The organism is Undibacterium sp. GrIS 1.8 (genome assembly GCF_040544445.1).
Taxonomy (GTDB): Bacteria; Pseudomonadota; Gammaproteobacteria; order Burkholderiales; family Burkholderiaceae_D; genus Undibacterium.
This window is the reverse complement of sequence record NZ_JBEONQ010000006.1, coordinates 1-20,853: the sequence shown is the minus strand read 5'-3', so window position 1 is coordinate 20,853 and position 20,853 is coordinate 1. Positions and strand designations below refer to the sequence as shown.

The window sequence follows — 20,853 nt, the reverse complement described above, 5'->3', positions numbered from 1 at the left end:
ATAATCGGAGTACACAACATGACTAAACAACTTCAAGACGCTTACATCGTCTCAGCAACACGGACCCCGATCGGCAAATCTGGTCGCGGCATGTTCCGTAATACACGTCCTGACGATTTGCTGGTGCGCGTATTGCAATCTGCATTTGCCCAAGTACCTAATCTTGATCCAAAACTGGCAGAAGACGCCATCATCGGCTGCTCTTTCCCAGAAGGTCCGCAAGGTCTGAACCTGGCTCGTATGGGTATCTTGCTGGCAGGTTTGCCAAACACCATCGGTGGCGTCACCATCAATCGTTATTGCGCATCCGGTATCACAGCAGTGGCGATGGCGGCAGATCGTATCCGCGTCGGTCAGGCAGATGTCATGATCGCAGGCGGTGTTGAATCGATGTCCATGGTACCAATGATGGGTAACAATCCATCCATGAACATGGCGATTTTGAAAGATGAAAACGTCGGCATGGCCTACGGTATGGGTCTGACTGCAGAGAAGGTCGCGCAACAATGGAAAGTCTCGCGTGAAGCGCAAGATGCGTTTGCCCTGCAATCCCATCAACGTGCCATCGCTGCGCAAAACGCAGGTTACTTTGATGCAGAAACTACCTCGGTTGACATCATTGACCGCGTACCAAATCTGTTGACTGGCGAGATCGAATTAAAAACCCGCACCGTCAGCCGTGACGAAGGCGCACGTCCAGATACATCCTTAGAAGGCTTGGCAAAACTGCGCCCAGTGTTCGCAAACAAAGGTAGTGTGACTGCGGGTAACAGCTCCCAAACGTCTGACGGTGCTGGCGCACTGATCTTAGTTAGTGAAAAGATTTTGAAGCAATTCAACCTGACTCCGCTGGCACGTTTCGCGTCCTTCGCAGTACGCGGCGTACCACCAGAAATCATGGGTATCGGTCCTAAAGAAGCGATTCCTGCAGCATGTCGTGCCGCTGGTATTACGCAAGATCAGATCGACTGGTTTGAACTGAACGAAGCCTTTGCAGCGCAGTCTCTGGCAGTGGTACAAGACCTCGGTCTCGATCCAGCCAAAGTCAATCCTATGGGCGGCGCGATTGCTCTCGGCCATCCGTTGGGCGCGACTGGCGCGATCCGTTCTGCGACCACGATCCATGCTTTGCATCGTAATAATCTGAAGTACGGCATGGTGACGATGTGCGTTGGTACCGGCATGGGGGCAGCAGGCATTTTCGAACGCATGTAAATGGAAGACTTTGATTAAGCTACCGCGCTACTCGATCTTTAACCTGCGATGCTCAACGTACTAAAGTACGCCTGCGCTTCTCGATTAAACCTTGAGCCGCTCGCTACACTTACTCAAAGTTTCCGCTAATTGATAAAACAAAAAACCGCATATGAAATTTTCTGTGCGGTTTTTTATTGATCGATCAAGCTAAAAATGGATAGTCAGCTTGATTCAGCAAATTCCAGCATAATCTGTACACCATAAATTTAATCAAAACTCAGGAGATCACATGGATATTTTGACCCAAATAGAGAATGGCGTTTTGTCGATTGCATTCAATCGCCCAGAAAAGAAAAACGCTATTACTGCCGCGATGTACCAAGCAATGGCAGACGCAATTACCGCAGCAGAAGATAACACTGCCGTGCGCGCTATTTTGATCAGCGGCAGGCCAGAGATTTTTACTGCAGGCAATGATCTGGAAGACTTCATGAAGAACGCCACCGCCGAGCACGCGGGCGTGCCACCGGTCTATCAGTTCATGCATGCCTTAAGTCACACTAGCAAACCAGTTGTTGCTGCGGTATCTGGCGCTGCGGTCGGCATCGGTACTACCTTGCTGATGCATTGCGACATGGTGTATCTGGCCGACAACGCCAAACTGTCTATGCCGTTCACGCAATTGGGCTTGTGTCCAGAATTCGCTTCCAGCTTGATTTTCCAACAAATCGTTGGCTACCAGCGCGCAGCAGAAAAACTGATGTTAGGCGAAGCATTTAGCGCACAAGAAGCTTACGAAATTGGCTTCGTCAATAAAGTCTTGCCGCTAGAAGAGTTAATGCCCTACGCCCAAAAGCAAGCTGCTAAATTGGTCGCCTTGCCAGCGGCGTCCATTCGCGCCACCAAGCGCCTGATGAAGAGCAATCAACAAGAAGCCATCATCGCCAAGATGGGCGAAGAAAACGTCCACTTCCGCACCATGCTGACCGCACCAGAAGCCAAAGAAGCTTTCATGGCATTTTTCCAAAAACGTAAACCAGACTTCTCGCAGTTCTCATAATTTTATAAATTCAATACGAAAACAAAAGGAAGCATAGGAAAATATTTACCTATGCTTCCTTTTTATTTAAACCCAGATTTTCCATTTGAACAGCGACAAGTGTGCCTTTGGCGAACTGACTGGTTAGACGCGACGACGACGCAAGCTGCATCTTGCTAGGAGGAGCAACAACGCCAGGCAGTTCGCCAAAGGTGCAATTGTCGCTGTAGCGTTCCCACTCAAATCGCGGTGGTGCTATCCCTCTGAAGACCGCACGCCTTCTGCGTTTTTTGCGAAGTGGTAGCGGTCTAATAGAAAATCTGGGTTAAATATACTCGTAACTAGTATATTTAAGTTGTCCATAGTATCATTGGAGAATAGGGCAGTTTTATTAAAAATAAAGGGGAGTATGTGAATATTTCATTCTCTGAGTTTGATTGCCAGCATATCTATAAGCCTAAATATCGACGCGATCATGCAAATAAACTTGATCGACTAATCCTTGACGAACGTAGAACGTATTACAGAATCTTGCTCTCTAAATTGTGTCATCCACACTTCCATTGTGTCGGGATCGCACACCGTAAAGCCAGCTACTTCGACACAATTTTCATGTTCTAGTTTTTTTATAGATCGTTTTAAAATTGATGGATGCGCAAAATGACCAGGTTGAGTGATTAGATAAATAGTGCTTTCCTGTTCTAGCTCTACGATCTTTAGACTTGGATTGTGACTTACCGAACTAGCTCGTTTCGCTACTATTTCTTGAATCATCAAAGTCAGTGATTCTTTCGATAGAGTTTTAAACGGAATCTCAATTGACGACAGGCCAGAACCAAAGAGTAAAGTCAGCAAGGCTGTTGATTTCACGATTCAATTTCCTCCAGAATGATCTTCGATTTAGCCGGCTAAATTTAATTTTTACCAGTATCAAATAACCTAACTCTTATTACCCGTCTTTCCTTGCCCATGTCGGCAAAGGCATTTCTGCTGACGCCAGATTTTTTAGGCGTTTATACAGTAGACAGGTTTCTAATAGATTGCTGATGCGTAGCAGAGTTTCGATCAGATCAAAGGGTTTGGTCAGAAAGTCTTTGGCGCCTAGCGATAAGGCGCGGCGTTTGGCCTCTTGCGTGACATCTGCGCTTAACACCATCACGGGGCGAAATTCATCTGGTGGTGTACGTTTGGCCAATTGCTCCAGCACCGCAAAGCCGTCTAAGTCCGGCATCATCAAGTCCAGTAATATCAGATCGGGATCGAAAGCGGTAACCAGATCCAGGGTTCTGCGTGAGTCGGTAGTGCTGACGACATTACTAAATCCCTCGCGTGCCAGCATGTCCTCCAAGACGTTGATATTTTCTATTTTGTCGTCAACGATGAGGATGCGCATAACGAGTAAATCGGTAATATTCATGACAGTAATCGATCCAGAGTCGAAAAAAATAAGCTGACATCAAGTGGTTTAGTTAAGTACGCATTGGCGCCTGCGGACATCATGTGGGTTATCGTTGAGGGTAATGCATCTGCGCTCAATATCACTATGGGTGTTCCCTGCATCGCTGGTGTTGCGCGGACAGAGGCGAGTACTTGTTCGCCGTCCATATCTGGCAAATGCAGATCGAGCAAGATCAGATCGGGACGGTGTGATATCGCCAATGCCAGGCCTGCAGAACCGGATGAGGCGCTGATCAATGTGATGTTGCTGCGACGTGATAGCAGAATTTCGACCAGTGCCAGATTGGACGATTGGTCTTCTATATATAGCACCGTGCAGCTGCGTAGCAATCTGGGTTGAATAGGAGCCGGTGTTAAGGTCACCGGGTTGATGGCAATGTTGTCTGCGGCCGGTAAATCAATCCAGAACGTGCTGCCCTTTCCGGGGCTGCTGGTCATCTCAATGTCGCCACCCATTGCCCGTACAATTTGGCGCGATACCGCCAAGCCAAGTCCAGTACCTTCGCTGGAACGATGTTCTGCGCCAAGACGGTCAAATGGCGTGAATAAACGTTCTTGTAATTCGGCGGGAATACCTTTGCCCGTATCGCTGACTTGTATCCGTGCTCTGCGTCCTTGGACCAAGACGTGCAGACTGACACTGCCATTGTGCTCGTTGTACTTTACTGCATTTGACAGCAAGTTGAGCATCACTTGCAATAAACGTTTGCGGTCGGCCAGAACATGGATTTTTTTAGGCTGGTCTGCTGGATTTATTGGATTTATTGGATTTGTTGTGTCGATGTCTTGGTTGAGCTTGATGCTAATGTTGATGCCGGTTTGATCGGCGATCGGTGTGATCAGCGCTACCGCTTCTCGCAGCAAGTTATCCACCTCAACGGCTTGCAGGTCGATATCAATTAGCCCCGTTTCAATACGGGCGATATCCAGCACTTCGTTAATAAGCGCGAGCAAGTGCCGGCCACCTTTCAGAATATGCGCCACGCTGTCACGCGCTGCCGGATCTTGCAGATCACGTTCCAATAATTGAGCAAAGCCGAGAATTGCATTCAATGGCGTGCGTAATTCATGACTAGTACGCGACAGAAACTCAGTTTTTGCGTGGTTAGCCTGCTCCGCTTCACGATAGGCTTTTTCCGCCTCGGCACTGCGTGTGGCCAGCAAATGACTCGCATGATCCAGTCTGCTAGCGAGTTGTCCAAGCTCATCTGTGGCAGGTTCTGCCGGTACCAGCGGTGCACCACGCGCCAGTCGCTCGGCGTTGTCGGCCAGACGATGCACCCGGCGGACGATACCGGTTGAAAATAACAGCACCGCTAGCAGCGCACCTAACGCTCCGGCGATACCTGCAATGGCAGTGGCAATCATCGCACGCTGATGAACTTGCTCTGCATATTCTTCACGTTGTTGTAGCAACAGCTCCTCGCGCGTACGCATGATGTCGATACTACGACGCAGCTCGTCCAGCACCATTTTGTTTGATACAAGGATAGGAATCAGGGTGGACGAGGGAGTATTGCTGCCTAGCTCAACCAGATGGTGGAGCCCTTCGCTTTTTTTTGCGGCTAACGCTGCGACACGTTCAAGCAAAACGACTTGTTGTGGATCACGGATCTGTAGTCGCAGGCGTTGCAGCGGTTTTGGCAGATCGGTTTCTGCGATCCGGTAGGGCTCCAGAAAATTACTTTGCCCCGTCAGCAAATAACCCCGCACACCGGTTGCTGCCTCGGCCAGCAACGTATGCACCTCCTGAATATCATGCTGAATTTGCAGCGTGCGTTGTATGCCTTGTTGCGCTTGCCGGCTTTCAAGACTCATGACATAACCGGATACCAGCGCCGCCAGCAGCACCAGCACCGGTACCGCAATCACCACTAAACCTTTTAAGCGCAGCGGTTGATTTGACCACCACTGTGACATCTTGATTTGTATGCTGTGTTTCATGTCGCTCCCGAATTGCCAAAGCCAAGTTCTACTGCACGTGCTGCCACTTGGGTGCGGTCGTTGAGTCCTAATTTATGAATAATTCTCTCGACATGCACCTTGACCGTGCCTGTCGCAATCCCCAGCCGTAAGCCGATGTCGGCATTTGTCAGTCCGTGAGGCAGTAGCACCAGCACTTCACGTTCTCGCGGGGTGAGTTGCTGGGATAAGGCTTTACTCTGCTTGCTACTAGCTTGCAAATTACTTGCTGGTAGAGATAGTGCCGACGATAATGCCAGCGCCAGCATACTGGCCAGCGTAGAGAGTGCTTGTAAGTCAGCCTCAACCGGAACGGGTATGGGTTTGCGATTAACTAATTGCAAAATACCAACCGGGTTGCCCGCAGCACGCAGTGGCAGTAAAAGTTCCAGACTCGCCATCGCTCCGGCGGGCAATAGCATACGGCTCACACTGTTTTGTCGCACCATCAGGTTTGCGTCGAGCTTTAGTGCTGCCGCCAGTGTTCTCTGCGCTGAAAAACGCAATCCACCCGGCAGCACATCACCGCGAGACGCCTCAACCCGCAACGCACCATTGTCTGCCACCATGACCGTGCCAGATTCGAACGCACAAAACTCCAGCGCATAGCCCAATATGGCAGGAATAGCTGCGCTATTTGGGGAAGTTGTCAGCACCTGTCCGGCGTCAGATAGCAACCTCAGACGGGCAGTATTGGCTTGCTGATCGCGGTAGTGATTGCGCAAGGCGTGTGCTGTCGGGTGGGGAGTGTTTGGCATACGTAATAGTATATGCCGAGTAGCATACCTTTGCCTATGTCTGTAAGCGGATGTGGCGATTCTATTGCCAAGTCATAGTGTGTCATCGCAACCACAAACTGCGACACACTTTTAATGACTTTTCGGAGATGTATATGAAATCCCTTTTACTCGCTATTTCACTGTTAGTTGGCTCATCTGCGTTTGCAAAAGACCTACCAAGAGTCTACGGTAACGAGGTAGTCGCGCCTGCCAATGCGGCAGAGCAAGAAATTTCCAAGTTATTTGATCGCTGGAACGCAGCACTCGGTACCGGCAAGCCCGCAGAGGTCGTCAAGCTTTACCACCCGAAGGCTATGTTGCAACCGACCGTATCAAACCAGGTGCGTACTACGCCAGCTGAGATTACTGATTATTTCGAGCATTTTTTGGTGCTTAAGCCAACGGGCGTCATCAACTATCGCCAGATTCGTTTGTTAGATGCAGACTCCGCAATCGATAGCGGAGTCTACACCTTTGATCTGACCAAAGATGGCAAGCACTCCAAAGTACAGGCGCGTTATACCTACGTGTATAAAAAAGTAGGAAACGACTGGCTGATCTTAAATCATCATTCATCCGCCATGCCAGAACAGGTTTCGATAAACTAATCGAAACTAATCAATCAGTTGATGATGCTGATCTGAAAAATCTGGGTTGAACATAACAGGCGTATCAAGGATTACTCCTTCATGCGCCTGTTTATACTGACTGTTATAGATGATATGCGGATGATCATGAGCAAACGAGGCGTGCTAACGATGTGATGAAGTCGCAGAAGTATAGCTAGATTCCGCATACCTTAACGGTAGCAAAATGTAATATCTACAGTTACGATCTTTTGACGTACAACAGATTTTCGTCTATGTCAGCAGTGAGGCTGCCCCGGTATTGATGTTGAAGTAAATATACATACTCATAGTTAGTATATTTTAGTTGTCCATATAATTATTGGTCAATAATGAGATTTCATTAAAAATAATAGGGAGTATATTGTTTTTGTGCCGAATATAGATCGGTAGGCCAAAGAAAACTATCTTCGCTATACCTATATGATCTGCAAGCATTGGGTTCGCTACAAATCTGAAGAAGTCACCAAAACGATTGCTCCATTAATGTATTTACCAAGCTCTTTCCGAAACTGATTACTGCATTTAATCCTGAAGCAATTTGCCTGCTTTTTCTATATTGTTAGCAACTTCTTTTAGAAAATCTATTTGTCTTTCCACCAAATTTCGTGGCATTTTACGACTCGATTTGAGTAATAGAAAAGACATAAGTTAGGACACATTCCATTCATTTGACTGAGATGAGTTCAAATGATGAACACGGCTTTAATGAACTCACCGTTATTGCAGGCGGATCGTCACATCAAATATCCATGTACGGCGAATTTCGATCACGTCGTATTGACGCGCCAGGGCAGGCGAGAACGCGGGATAGGGCGCCTGGCTGGCTACGACTTTTCGTATTGCGTCGTCGATAGCGGCGACACCGCTGGAGACGACGAAAGTTACCTTTTCTACGGAGCCATCTGCGCGGATTGCTACCGTCACTAATGGCTGGACGTGAGGCTGTTTTACTAATTCACGAACCATATCAAAGGCCATGTTTCTCTCGATCTTCCTGCTCATTGCCTCTGCGTAGAGGACGAGATCGGCGTTTGCATCGGCGCGTCCGAGTAGCCATCCACGACGAAGACTGCTTACTGTGGGCAGCAGCGTGCGTGACGGGTTTTTCAAAGCGGCATCGCGCTGAGCAGCCTCCTCGTTGAGTTGCCGCCCTATGGCGCGCAACCGCTCTTCACGCGTCGCCTCATATTCCGCCCGTTCCTGTTTTGCCTGTTCCTTTTGCAGACTCTCTCGTCGCAAACTCTCTTGCCGGGCAAGTTCCTGACGTTGGGCTGCTGCACCTTCAGTCTCTTTGCGCGCTGCTTCGTTTCTAGCAGTTTGCTCTGTGCGTGCAGCTTCTTGTTGCAGCTGTTCTTGCCGCGCTGTTTCGAGTTGTTTTTGCCTGATCTGATCTTGTCGCTCAGACTCTCTGCGAGCAGTTTCTAGTCGAGCCGCTTCTAGCCGAGCAGTTTCAGCTCGGGCCAGTTCTTTCCGAGCCGCGTCCTGCTGAGCTTGCTCGGTTTGCCTTGCCAATTCTTTTTGTGCTGCTTCTCTTCGCAGTTTTTCTCGCTGTGCAAGTTCGAGACGTTCTGTTTCAAGGCGTTCAGCCTCTTTGCGTGTGGCTTCGTTTCTGGCAGCCTGCTCAGAGCGTGCAGCGTCTTGTCGTAACTGCTCTTGCCGCGCTGCTTCAAGCTGGGCTTGTCTGGTTTGTTCTTGTTGTGCAACTACTTTGCGGCTCGCTTCTAATCTTGATGCATCTGCTCGGGCGAGTTCTTGGCGAACTGCCTCTTGCTGAGCCTGTTCGTTTTTCTTTGTTTGCTCTTTTTGCAGTGTCTCTCGTCGCAATTCCTCCTGCAAGGCAAGTTCCTGACTTTCGACCTTCTGGCGTTCGAGTTCCCGTTGAGCAGCTTCATTTTCAGCGATTTGTGCAGAGCGTGCAGAGTCCTGTCTGACCTGCTCTTGTTGCTTATTTTTTCGCTGAGCGGTCGCTATCAGTTCTGTTTGTTTCAATTGTTCTGTGTTTTGCTTCTCACGCTCAAGTGCTATCCGCTCAAGTTCTCGCTCTTGCGTATCTTGTTTGATCTGTTTTGACGATGCGCTGTCTGAATTATCGGGTGAGGGAGTTTTAGTAACTTGAGTCGTCGCAGTTTGCGCTATGGAGCTTATTGGTACTGTAGTTGCTTGCAGATCGGGTTGTTTTTGTGTGGCTATGACCGGCTCCGTATGCGGAGCAGGGACGACTACCGGCGTCATCGCGGGTTCTGGCGGAGGTATCAACACAGGGTTGACCTCGCTATGGTCAACCGCATGATCTGGCATCGTGGTTGATGTGGTCGTGCTTGATAAGGCGGGTTTGCTCACATCGGCTGGCATCGACGTGGATAGTTCGTTCGGTGCCGGAGCAGATGTCAATGTTGAGGATTGCGCTGGCTCGAGCAGGATGAGTAAATCATTAGCTCCCAGACGTTTTTCTTTCCAGGGAAAGTTAAAACCGGGAAGCCCGAATGTCTGACCTCCTAAACTAATACTCAACAGCAGGGCGTGAGCTATCAAGGAGAGCAGCAGCGCAGCGCTCAATCGTGAGGGTTCATTCTTAAAGAAAAAATCCGTTCTCAAATGTCAAACCCTTTGCGAAGGCGCGGATGAGATTGTTTGGGTTTCTGCCCACTCATATTTGGTTTGTATGAAGCCAACTTATATCGATGTCATGGTCTATGAAAACAGCACTATAGGACTTTGGAGGAAAAGGTTCCTGAATCTAGATTCAGAAACCTTTTTGATTACTTAGATGTTGTCCCTCCAACTGGCATTAAATATTTATCCAAAAACTGCAGAATCTTTTCGCTGGATTCTGCCTGATTTTTCTTTTTGCTAAAACCGTGGCCTTCATCGGCGAAGACGACATACTCGACAGGCACCTTATTCTTTTTTACGGCGTCAACGATTTCATCGCTTTCTGCTTTGAGTACACGGGGGTCGTTAGCACCTTGGATCACCATCAAGGGTTTGCGGATTTCGTTAGCGTGGAATAGCGGTGAGGTGGCGATCAGAAAGTCTTTATCTTTGACCGGATCACCGATTTCGTCATACAAGGCTTTACGCTGTTCTTCCCAATATGGCGGAATACTTTCTAAAGTGCGTAACCAGTTGCTGACACCAAAAATATCGACCCCGACTTTGAAGGCTTCTGGGCGGAATGCCAGCGCGGCAAGCGTCATATAACCGCCGTAACTGCCGCCCATGATGCCGATGCGTGCCGGGTCGATATAGCCCAGACTAGCGAGGTAGGTTTTGGCTTCGACACAATCCCACAATGGCTCGCGTCCGTGCTTGCGATCGTCGGCGGTATTAAAGCTTTTGCCATAGCCAGAGCTGCCGCGATTGTTGATGCCGAGGACGGCATAACCGTGGTTGACCAGATACTGGATTTGCGAGCTGTAACCGCGCCGAGTCTGGCCGCCAGGGCCGCCGTGTACATACACAATGGCTGGGACTTTGGCATTGGCAGAGGCGCCTTTAGGTTTGTAAAAAATCGAAGGGATGACGGTGCCATCGAAGGACGTAAAGCGAACGACTTCGGCCTCGACCAGATCATCCGGGTTGATTTCTTTATTCAGGCTTTGTGTCAACTGACGGGTTTGCTTGGTTTTAAAATCATGGACGTATAAGTTATTTGGCGACCGGTCGCCATTCACATAAAACGCCATGAGATTGCCGCTGGCAGAGAACGTCGTGCCGCGCATTTCACCACCTGGTAATTTAGGCAGAGCGACAGGTTTTTCTGCCGCGCCTTCGACTACGCGGATGACGGTACTACCATCTTGATTGACGACACTAATCCGGAAACGTCCGTCTTGTGAAAAGCTGGTACCGGTGATGTCCCAATCTGCTTTTTCATGTTCTTTCGTGATGCCGCTCGTTAGATCATACGTGCGGATAGAGGTAAATTCGCCGCCTGCATTGGATGCGTAAAACAGCCGTTGTGAGGTCGGATCGAAATTCGCAATGTAATGACCGGCAGCGCCTTGGTGTGGCGTAATCAGTTTAGTCTCACGCGTGACGGTATTGTATAAATAGATATCGCTGTCGGAGGTAGTATTTGTTTTGCCAAGCGCAATCCATTTACCGTCGTCGCTGATGCTATCTGGATTCATGCCAGTTTCCGATTTATAGATCAGGGTACGGGCGTAGGTTTTTGCATCGTATTTATACATGTCGAAGTACTTGGGGTCGCGCTCATTGCTGACAAGATAAAAACCGCTACCGTCATTGATCCATCCAGCAAATTCCGCTTTGAGTTTATCGCCGGGTGTCAGATCTTTTTCCGAACCATCTAACTCGCGTACGTACACGTGGTTGTTTTCGTCACCGCCTTTGTCACGGGTGAACAGAATACGGTTGTCGGTATAAAAATAGCTAATCGCGTAGGTGCTGTCGGTACTCGACTTAGTCAATGCTACCGGTTTGCCGCCTTGCACCGCGATGGTGTATGCATTAAAAATACCGGATTCATTGCTGTTGAATAGTATTTGTTTTTCATCCTTGCTAAACGATGCGCCGTTGATACTGGTGGTCGCCATAAACTGTTCTATCGAGTAGCGTTTATAGTTTTGTGTAGCTTGCCTTGCTTGTTTGCTTGGTTTTTGATCTTTACTGTCTTTGCTATCCTTGCTGGTATCGGCCGCGACCGGTGCTGCATGCAGAGCACTAAAGCCGAAAGCGGCACTGAGCAAAATGCTGAGGGTAGATATTTTTATGGCGTGGCGCATCAATTTCATACGATCTCCTGATTAAGTAGTGTGGACATGTGGTTCAGTAGAATCTGGACAAATTCTTTACTGCGATAGCACTGTAAATGCTGCTTGAAGATATTTTGGTGATGATGCGACCAACTGCAAAATTCGATGATCGGACGACAAGTATGCAAGGATAGCCAGTGGCTTTCAAGCGATAAGTGATGCTAGTTGATAAATAATAAAATAACAACAGCAGGTTTGGAACATAAAGTTCAGTCAATCCAGTGTGTTCTGCGACTAGGTTTGAGTGCTTTAAATATTCTTAATAGATATCTCTGGCGTGTATCGTCGAAAGGGCATCGGTTGATTGTTATCTGCTGATAAAACCTAGCATTTAATATACTCCCCTTAATTTTTTATAAATATGCTTAATTGTCCAAAGATTGTATGGACAATATAAATATACTAATAAGGAGTATATTTATATTGCAGGATGTGCTGAACATGTGAAATGCGCTAAAGCCGGCCAATCACATCGTGTAATGGGCGCCATAATTTATGGGCGGGATGTGCAAACATACTCATCAAAACAAAAATACTTTTACCGCAAGATATTAGCTGGCTTAAGTTTAAGTCCTACGTGTTGACCTTTAGAATGCTGATCCGTAGTTTTTTGATTCCAGAATAGCCCGCGATTATTCGAGAAATAAATTGTTACGTTTCGGTTCGCAATTGCGCAAAGTTTGGAAGAGGTTTCCTGTATATTGTGTCAATTCACGCAGTCTTTTTTGCATTCGCTGCGCCGCGTGGTGATGGTATGAATTGTCTTCCGATTGATCCTTTTTATAGTCAAGCACATGATCCAATTTAGAATTTTTCCTTTAGTTAAAAGTCGCACTGTCAGAAGTCGCCTGATGACGGTTTCTGCTGCCTTATCAATTGCGCTTGTGCTGAGTCCGGCGATTAGCAGTTGTGCTTTTGCAGCGGGAGCAGATGTGCCGGGTGCTGGAACTGCGCCCATCTCAACCACGCCAATAATCGTTGCCCCAGCAAAGTCGCCTGCTGTGCAATCAGCGGCGCCGTCTACTCTGCCGTCCACGACGGTATTGCCAGCGATGTTGGAGAATTCAGTAGTAAAGATTTTTTCTACGCTGCGTGGACCTGATCCATTTAAGCCATGGAGTAAAGCCGCACCGCAAGAGGTCACCGGATCTGGTGTCGTAATTGAAGGCAAGCGAATTCTGACCAATGCGCATGTAGTTGGCTATGCCAGTCAGGTACAAATCCAGGCGAATCAGTCTGGTGACAAAGTATCTGCCACGGTAGTCGCAATCGCGCGCGGGATTGATCTGGCGATCTTGAAGCTAGATGATGAATCGTTTTTTGATACTCATGCACCCGCAGCGCGTGCTAGCGTTTTACCCGATGTCCGTGATGCCGTATTAGCGTACGGTTATCCGATCGGTGGTAGTTCGCTGTCGATCACTAAAGGCATTGTGTCGCGGATTGAGTTTGTTAATTATGGTTATTCCACAGCAGGTTTGCGCATTCAGATTGATGCTGCAATTAATCCGGGTAACAGCGGTGGTCCTGTCATGGCAGGCGACAAAATGGTAGGGCTGGCATTTAGCGGTATCAATGGTGCGCAAAATATTGGTTACATCATTCCTAACGAAGAGATCGATTTGTTTTTAGCCGACATTGGTGATGGCGTTTATGACGGCAAACCAGCAATGCATGATGATATTCAAACTCTGGAAAATCCAGCGATGCGGATTTTTCTGAAATTAGATAAAACGGTAGAGGGCGCGATTGTGCATCGTCCTGCGCAAAGCGATGCATCTTATCCTTTGAAGGAGTTTGATGTTATTACGCACATCGGCGATTCACCGATTGATAATCAGGCGATGGTTAAACTAGGACCTAATTTGCGGGTGCAATTTCAGTATCGGGTGCAACAACTGGCAAAAAATGGCAAGGTGCCGTTGACAGTCATGCGTAGTGGCAAGCAGCTGAAGATTCAATTGCCCGTAGTTGCTTCGCGCCCATTGCTGATCCCCGATTTAAACGGCGGCTATCCGTCTTATTTTATTTATGGTCCGATTGCATTCTCGCGCGCTACTGCTGAGTTTCTGACATTTATCAGTTCTAATGCAAATGGGTTGAATGCGTTTGCGTTCAACGCAAGCCCATTGGTGACACGTCGGGGTGATGAGCCTGATGCTGCGCGTGAAGAATTAGTCGTCGTTACCGCGCCATTTTTTCCACACAAATTAACGTCGGGTTACAGCAACCGTTTTGGTGCCGTGGTGTATTCCATTAATAACGTGCCAGTGCGCAGCTTGCGTCATTTGGTGACTTTATTACGCGATTTAAAAGATGAGTTTGTGACGATCCACTTTGATCAGCGCGCTGGCGAGACCATGGTGTTGCCTCGTAAAGCTATGGTGGATTCGACAGAATCTATTCTGACAGACAGCGGCATCCGCGCTCAGGCATCGCCGGATATGCTGGCGGTGTGGCAGGGTAAATCGGGTAAATAAATAGACGTCATCGATACGGTCATCTTTTGCTAAGGCATCGCTGTTGCCATTGGAGTAGATGATCGTATCGCTCGTTCTGCTATATTGCAGAGAGTCAGCGCCGTTAGCGTAGTGCAGTTTGTTTAGGATTTTATTAGCGATTGTTGTGGCGTTAGCAGGCGATTACCTGACGAAATGATATAGCGCCATCCACCCGGCTAATAATGCTACGCTGAGTAAAAATAATCCCATTGCGCCGTTCGGTCGCAATACCCCAAGATAAGAAATGGCCACCGTCGCCACGCTTTTTTTTGCACGCCTCATGCCGCGCCAGCGCTGCAAGCCTTTTAAGCCGGACAGCACCAGCGTAAATGTCGCACACGACAGCAAAGTGACGCGGAACACGTTCAGCAAATTGAGTTCGCCCAGCGAGATTTTTTTATAGATCAAACCGATGATCGCCATGCAAATCGCAGCACCGATGGAGATCGCTACGTTCACATACATGGTCTTACGACTGGTGATTGCAGCATCTTCCAGCTCTGCTTTTAGCATCTCCACTTTTTCATTGATCAAGGTGGAAGTCTCATGCTTGATGGCGAGGATGCGCTGATCTAATGCGGCGCCAATTTGTTCGGTAGAATAATCAATCAAGGCTTTAATATCGTCCTTGGTCATGCTGCGCTGGTTGTGAATTTCTTCTGAGAGTACAGCAATATTACGATCAATCTGCGCGCCGGCTTGCTGGATAACTTGGGATAATTCCGTACTCACTTGCTGTATTGAGCGCTCAACTAAAGGCGCTACATTTTGATCAATCAAACGCTCCATCGATTTCTCAAAATCATTGGACGCTTGTTTTAAATTGAGTAAATCTAGGCCCATGGAGTTTCCTTAGTGACTAAGCATTCGCAATGCACATAAATAGCATTGAGTATCTTAAGCCGATTCTGAATTTTTCAAGCTTCAACTCAAGCTGCAACTCTGATGCAATCTCGTTAAATTTCGTCAGTGAGATCATGATTCAGATGTTCAATCTCACCCCATGAGATCAATTGCAAACCGTTTGCCAGCGTCGGGTCGTATCGAAAGCGGTTAATACTGGCGTTATATAAAGTGACTTCGCGCGGCGCATCTAGTGGCAGATTTTTAGCGGCGCGATAGGCGCATTCGAGTACGCCACCATGCGCCACCAAAGCGATTTTTTGTCCTTCAAATTGTTTCGCATAATGCAGGATATGTATCATGACCCGCGTGTGGAACTGACGTATGGTTTCTCCCTGATTTTCTCCGGGTGGAAACGGTGCATCAGGATCACGTGCTTGCCAGACTGCGTAAGCCTCCGGAAAGCGCAGTGGCAGATCGCTGTACAACAAACCTTCAAAGCCGCCAAAGCAGCGTTCGCGCAGACCAGCATCAATACGTGTGCTGATACCTTGCAGACGAGCGATTTCTCCGGCGGTTTGCACTGCACGTTGCAGATCGCTGGAAATAATGGCATCCAGTTTTTCATTTTGTAATTCCGCAGCAAGAGCTTTTGCCTGCCGCGTACCCTCTGCATTGAGCGGAACGTCTAAGTGGCCTTGTAGTTTGCGGATCGCATTCCAGGCGGTTTCGCCGTGGCGGATCAAGAGAATATCGGTCATAAATAACGCTTCTGAATGTTGACTATACAGCGGGCTTCTTGGTTTGCAGCCAGAAAGTGACAGGGCCATCATTGGTCAGCGAGACCTTCATATCGGCGCCGAACTGTCCGGTAGCGACTTTGGCAATCTGGCTATGTTTGGTGCTGGCTTGAGTGACAAAGTAGTCAAATAATCTGCGACCATCTTCTGGCGATGCGGCCGGAGTAAACGAGGGGCGCGTACCAGAATAGGTATCGGCCGCTAATGTAAATTGTGGCACCAGCAGCAAGTCCCCTGCGGTATCGGTCAAGCTTAAATTCATCTTGCCAGCAGTATCTGAAAACACACGGTAGGCCAGTAATTTTTTAAGCAAGGCATCGGCTTGTGCTTCGCTGTCACCGCGTTCTGCGCACAACAACACCAGCAAACCTGCGCCAATCGAGCCTATGGTGTTGCCATCAACGACAACACTGGCATGACTAACGCGTTGTAGCAATGCGATCATGTTGTCGTTTTTTGATAGATGCGGTGAAGATGCCGGAAGTAATCAATACCGCAGATCATGCCGACAAAGTGATTTTGGCAAATTTACGTTTACCCACCTGCAGCACAAAGGTACCCGCCTCAATTTTGACGGCTTTGTCGCTGACAACTGCGCCATCCAGACGCACGCCGCCCTGATCTATCATACGCATCGCATCGGAGGTGGAGGGGCAGAGATTCGCTTGCTTCAATAGTTGTGCGATCGCAATCGGTGCGCCGCTGAGTGCGATTTCTGGCACATCGTCGGGAATGCCACCTTTGGAGCGGTTGACGAAGTCCGTCAGCGCGTCGTCTGCGGCCTGCTTATTATGGAAGCGCGCGACAATTTCTTGCGCAATCGCGACTTTAATATCGCGTGGGTTTTGTCCCTCGGCGACTGCTTTTTTATGGGCTGCAATTTGCTCCATTGAGCAGAACGACAATAATTCGTAATAGCGCCACATCATGATGTCAGAAATGCTCATGATTTTGGCGAACATCGTGTTGGCAGGTTCGGTGATGGCGATGTAATTATTTTTGGATTTCGACATTTTTTCTATGCCATCCAAACCCTCTAATAGAGGCATGGTCAAAATACATTGCTGCTCTTGTCCATAATCTTTTTGCAATTCACGACCAACTAATAAGTTGAATTTTTGGTCAGTGCCACCAAGTTCCAAATCGGAGCGCAACGCCACAGAATCATAACCCTGCATCAGCGGGTATAAAAATTCATGCACCGAAATGGGCGTTCCTGCTTTAAAACGTTTTGTGAAATCGTCACGTTCCATCATCCGCGCTACGGTGTATTTTGATGACAATTCAATCATGCCACGTGCACCTAGCGGATCTGACCATTCAGAGTTGTAACGGATCTCTGTTTTGCTCGCATCCAGCACGAGACTGGCTTGCTTAAAGTAAGTCTGGGCGTTTGCTTCGATTTGTTCACGGGTCAACGGTGGGCGCGTCGCATTGCGTCCAGAAGGGTCGCCGATCATCGACGTAAAATCGCCGATCAAAAATATGACGGTGTGGCCTAAATCTTGCAACTGCCGCATCTTATTCAACACAACAGTATGTCCCAGGTGCAAATCTGGTGCGGTTGGGTCAAGGCCAAGTTTGATGCGTAAAGGCTTGCCAGTTTGTTCACTACGAGCTAATTTTTGCGCAAATTCGGATTCGATTAACAGTTCATCCGCACCGCGCTTAGCAACTGCCAGCGCATGTTGTACGGCATCTGATAGTGGTAAGGCCGTGGATGATGTTGCAGATTTTGAAGAATGAGAGGGAGTTTGTATGGAGGTCATTATGATTTTATCTACATCAGTTTTTTGTAACACCGCTAGCCGATCGAGTGGTCTGCACCCATAATCAGTTTTTTTCGCAAGGTAGCTTTGCTATAATCCAGCGAGATTTTTTCGTGCATTCAGCCTCGGGCACTATACGAAAATGGTATGAAAATGAGACGGAACGATAGTCAGTAATTGGTATTAGGAATTACTTTTTATATCGTTCCGCATTGAACGTTTTATCGTTCCTGCACTCAATTCTTTATATCAATTTATTACTCAATATATTAATTTTAACTTATTGCATGCGTCTATCAGATAAATTCCATCAATTAACTTCTGGCAGCAGGTTGTTATTCGGAACTACGCGTACTTCGCGAATTGTTTCGTTTTGCGGTTTGTTTTTTGCAGTGTGTGCTTTTGGCGCAGTCGGTGTTGCACCGATGGCACCGGATGCCTCCGATTTGCCAGTCAAGAAAATCACTCAGCAATTAGATTTGCCTAAATTAGATGAGCAAGTTGCTGCCCTAGAAGAGAACGAACAGCATTTTATCCGCGAAGAAAAAGTCTTACGTGGTGATAGTTTGGGTTCTTTGTTATTGCGCTTAGGCGTTGAGGATGATGAGGCGACTAAATTCATTAAAACTGACGCGGTTGCCCGTTCTGTGATGCAGTTGCGTACTGGTAAATCTATTCGTGCTCAGACCAATGACGAAGGCGAGCTGGAATGGCTGCAAGCGACCATGGTCGACAGCAACGATAAGCCAGTTCACAACATCACCATCACCCGCGATGCAGCTGGTAAATTGATCTCTATCGATGCGACTGCCAAGTTAGAAAAACGAGTAGAGATGCGCTCTGGCGATATCCGTTCGACCTTGTTTGCCGCCACCGATGATGCACAAATCCCTGACAATATTGCGACCCAAATCGTCAGTATGTTTGAGACCAATGTGGATTTCCGTTACCTGCAACGCGGCGACCATTTTAACGTTGTGTATGAAAGCTTTTGGCAGAATGGTGAGTTCATCCGAACTGGTCGCGTGTTAGCTGGCGAATTCAGCAACTCCGGTAAGTTATTCCAATCCGTCTGGTTTGATGAGGCGGGTGGCGCAGGCGGTTACTATAGTTTTGATGGTAAATCCCTCAAGAAAGCATTCTTAAAATCACCGTTGGAATTTACCCGTATTTCTTCTGGCTTTGCGATGCGCTTGCATCCTATTTCTGGTCAATGGAAAGCGCATAAAGGCGTGGACTTTGCTGCTGTGGTCGGTACACCTGTCCGTGCATCCGGTGACGGCGTAGTGGAGACAGCAGGCATGAGCGGTGGTTACGGTAATTTGGTCGTTATCAAGCACTGGTCTAATTACAGCACGGCGTATGCACACATGAGCCGTTTTGCAGCTGGCATCCATAAAGGTAGCAAAGTCAGTCAAGGTGAAGTGATCGGGTATGTGGGTACCACTGGCTGGTCAACTGGTCCGCATTTGCACTATGAATTCCGGGTGAATAACGAAGCACGTGATCCTATGTCGGTGAGTGTGCCTAACGCACCGCCACTCGCCGGAAACGACTTGCCGCGCTTTAAATCTGTGGCGGACGATATGGCGCATCGCTTTGCCTTGTTGCGCCCACAAGGATCACCAACAACAATGAGACTCGCATCGAAGTAAATCTTCAGGAAGTTGCGAGCAGATCTACAAGTACAATAGAAGGCTGAACTCCATGTTCAGCCTTTTTTTTCAGCCTGATAAATAATCTGCTATAAAGCGTCGGTGTCGATGCCTTAATTTAACTTTGCTCCCCGCCATGAAAAATCTCACTAATAACTTGTATATCGGTTTAATGTCAGGCACCAGTCTGGACGGCGTAGATGGCGTTTTGGTTGTATTGCCAGAGCACACAGACCCTGCGCAAGCCAACACCATGCAATTGCTGGCGAGTGCTTATATTCCGTTTGCAGACACCTTACGGGCTGATGTAATGGCATTGCAGCAGTCAGGTGCAGATGAAATTCATCGAGAGGCTTTGGCCGCTAATATGCTGGTCATACAATACGCTGCCTGTGTTAATGCCTTGCTTGAAAAAGTGACGTCAGTTGATCAGCATAGCGTGCGTGCCATCGGCGTGCATGGCCAGACCATACGGCATCGTCCAGAGTTAGGCTATACGCGCCAGACCAATAATCCTGCGTTGCTGGCAGAGTTGTCTGGCATCGATGTGATCGCTGATTTTCGTAGTCGTGATGTCGCGGCGGGAGGGCAGGGCGCACCGTTGGTGCCGGCATTTCATCGCGCGATTTTTGGTCAGGCTGGCGTCTGTCGGGTGGTCGCCAATATCGGCGGTATCAGCAATATCAGTATCTTGCGAGCAGATGGTTCGACTACCGGTTTTGACACGGGTCCTGGCAATGTGTTGATGGATGCCTGGATCGCGCAGCATCATGCTAAACCGTATGATGAAAATGGTGCCTGGGCGGCGCAGGGGCAAGTGCATACCGGATTGTTGGCTGCATTGTGCGATGAGGCGTTTTTGCAGGCGGCTCCACCAAAAAGTACGGGGCGTGATTTATTCCGTCCCGACTGGTTGAATCAAAAATTACAGTTGTCAGCGTTTGCGGATATCTCGGCGGTAGACGTACAGACGACGCTGTGTGCGTTCACTGCGACGACTCTGGTTGACGCTATCTTAAATTATGCAGCCGATGTTGCTGGCATCTATATCTGCGGTGGCGGGGCTTATAACCAATGTCTGATGCAACATATTGAGTCGACATTGCGTCGCAAGGGATCGCAGTCAACCGTCGCAAGCACTGAGGATCTGGGAGTTTCGCCACATCATGTTGAAGCTCTGGCCTTTGCTTGGCTGGCACAACAATTTGTTGATCGCTCGGCGGGTAATTTGCCCGAAGTAACTGGCGCAAAAGGTTTGCGGATTCTTGGCGCTTTACATCCCGCTTAGCGCGATTGCTTAGACTTTTGTACTGCCAAATTGTATATACTCCCCCTATTTTTTATAAAAAATGCGGCGGATTCAAGTACGAAGAGCAACATTGAATAAAAAGTCAAAGGGTCAGATGCGATAGCATTCTGCCTTTTGACCAGCCAGTCGAAAGT

16 protein-coding genes are annotated in these 20,853 nt (G+C 48.2%); 6 read left to right on the top strand and 10 right to left on the bottom strand.

All coding sequences use genetic code 11. The features are described from left to right. The first annotated feature begins 18 nt into the window (after positions 1–18). Both AAKU64_RS04145 and AAKU64_RS04140 read left to right on the top strand, forming a co-directional pair. A complete protein-coding gene (locus tag AAKU64_RS04145; protein WP_322121216.1) occupies positions 19–1,215 on the top strand; it encodes an acetyl-CoA C-acyltransferase in 1,197 nt (398 codons plus the stop codon). A 271-nt stretch (positions 1,216–1,486) separates the two neighbouring features. Beyond that, positions 1,487–2,257, top strand: coding sequence for an enoyl-CoA hydratase (locus AAKU64_RS04140; protein WP_354329592.1), 771 nt, complete (start codon positions 1,487–1,489; stop codon positions 2,255–2,257). 474 nt (positions 2,258–2,731) lie between these two features. Here the strand turns inward: AAKU64_RS04140 and AAKU64_RS04135 are convergent, their stop codons facing one another. The 4 genes from AAKU64_RS04135 to AAKU64_RS04120 form a co-directional block, all read right to left on the bottom strand. After that, the gene (locus tag AAKU64_RS04135) at positions 2,732–3,106 is read right to left on the bottom strand and encodes a hypothetical protein (protein WP_354361517.1); all 375 of its coding nucleotides are present in this window, start codon (positions 3,104–3,106) and stop codon (positions 2,732–2,734) included. 79 nt (positions 3,107–3,185) lie between these two features. Next, positions 3,186–3,653 carry a response regulator gene (locus tag AAKU64_RS04130; protein WP_354361516.1) on the bottom strand — a complete coding sequence of 156 codons (468 nt, stop codon included), beginning with the start codon at positions 3,651–3,653 and terminating at the stop codon, positions 3,186–3,188. After that, entirely contained in the window at positions 3,650–5,638 is a 1,989-nt protein-coding gene (locus tag AAKU64_RS04125; RefSeq protein WP_354361514.1) for an ATP-binding protein, read from the bottom strand. Before AAKU64_RS04125 ends, AAKU64_RS04130 begins: the two co-directional genes overlap by 4 nt. Beyond that, positions 5,635–6,414 (bottom strand): helix-turn-helix transcriptional regulator, encoded by a 780-nt coding sequence (locus AAKU64_RS04120; protein ID WP_354361512.1) that lies wholly within the window; start codon positions 6,412–6,414, stop codon positions 5,635–5,637. Before AAKU64_RS04120 ends, AAKU64_RS04125 begins: the two co-directional genes overlap by 4 nt. Before the next feature lie 134 nt (positions 6,415–6,548). Here AAKU64_RS04120 and AAKU64_RS04115 point away from each other — a divergent pair, with 134 nt between their 5' ends. Beyond that, positions 6,549–7,043, top strand: coding sequence for an SgcJ/EcaC family oxidoreductase (locus tag AAKU64_RS04115; protein WP_322121224.1), 495 nt, complete (start codon positions 6,549–6,551; stop codon positions 7,041–7,043). A 738-nt stretch (positions 7,044–7,781) separates the two neighbouring features. On the opposite strand, the gene AAKU64_RS04110 is transcribed toward AAKU64_RS04115, so the two are convergent. Together AAKU64_RS04110 and AAKU64_RS04105 are read right to left on the bottom strand one after the other, a co-directional pair. Next, positions 7,782–9,620 carry a TonB C-terminal domain-containing protein gene (locus tag AAKU64_RS04110; RefSeq protein ID WP_354361510.1) on the bottom strand — a complete coding sequence of 613 codons (1,839 nt, stop codon included), beginning with the start codon at positions 9,618–9,620 and terminating at the stop codon, positions 7,782–7,784. A gap of 203 nt (positions 9,621–9,823) precedes the next feature. Continuing rightward, positions 9,824–11,821 carry a S9 family peptidase gene (locus tag AAKU64_RS04105; protein WP_354361508.1) on the bottom strand — a complete coding sequence of 666 codons (1,998 nt, stop codon included), beginning with the start codon at positions 11,819–11,821 and terminating at the stop codon, positions 9,824–9,826. Between the two features lie 815 nt (positions 11,822–12,636). On the opposite strand from AAKU64_RS04105, the gene AAKU64_RS04100 reads away from it, so the two are divergent. Beyond that, positions 12,637–14,322, top strand: coding sequence for a S1C family serine protease (locus AAKU64_RS04100; RefSeq protein ID WP_354361506.1), 1,686 nt, complete (start codon positions 12,637–12,639; stop codon positions 14,320–14,322). A gap of 162 nt (positions 14,323–14,484) precedes the next feature. Here AAKU64_RS04100 and AAKU64_RS04095 read toward each other — a convergent pair whose 3' ends face one another. The 4 genes from AAKU64_RS04095 to tyrS all read right to left on the bottom strand — a co-directional run bounded on the left by AAKU64_RS04095 (position 14,485) and on the right by tyrS (position 17,755). Beyond that, positions 14,485–15,186 carry a hypothetical protein gene (locus tag AAKU64_RS04095; protein ID WP_354334221.1) on the bottom strand — a complete coding sequence of 234 codons (702 nt, stop codon included), beginning with the start codon at positions 15,184–15,186 and terminating at the stop codon, positions 14,485–14,487. A 113-nt stretch (positions 15,187–15,299) separates the two neighbouring features. Next, complete coding sequence (locus tag AAKU64_RS04090) at positions 15,300–15,947, bottom strand: histidine phosphatase family protein (RefSeq protein ID WP_354361504.1); 648 nt, start codon at positions 15,945–15,947, stop codon at positions 15,300–15,302. 22 nt (positions 15,948–15,969) lie between these two features. Then, the gene (gene dtd / locus AAKU64_RS04085; protein WP_354334224.1) at positions 15,970–16,431 is read right to left on the bottom strand and encodes a D-aminoacyl-tRNA deacylase; all 462 of its coding nucleotides are present in this window, start codon (positions 16,429–16,431) and stop codon (positions 15,970–15,972) included. A 55-nt stretch (positions 16,432–16,486) separates the two neighbouring features. Continuing rightward, positions 16,487–17,755, bottom strand: a complete 1,269-nt coding sequence (gene tyrS, locus AAKU64_RS04080; protein WP_354334226.1) for a tyrosine--tRNA ligase — start codon at positions 17,753–17,755, stop codon at positions 16,487–16,489. Positions 17,756–18,042: 287 nt separating this feature from the next. On the opposite strand from tyrS, the gene AAKU64_RS04075 reads away from it, so the two are divergent. Further along, positions 18,043–19,410: a peptidoglycan DD-metalloendopeptidase family protein gene (locus tag AAKU64_RS04075; protein WP_354334227.1), complete on the top strand. Its 1,368-nt coding sequence runs from the start codon at positions 18,043–18,045 to the stop codon at positions 19,408–19,410. Positions 19,411–19,546: 136 nt separating this feature from the next. After that, entirely contained in the window at positions 19,547–20,698 is a 1,152-nt protein-coding gene (locus tag AAKU64_RS04070) for an anhydro-N-acetylmuramic acid kinase (RefSeq protein WP_354361502.1), read from the top strand. Positions 20,699–20,853: the final 155 nt, after the last annotated feature.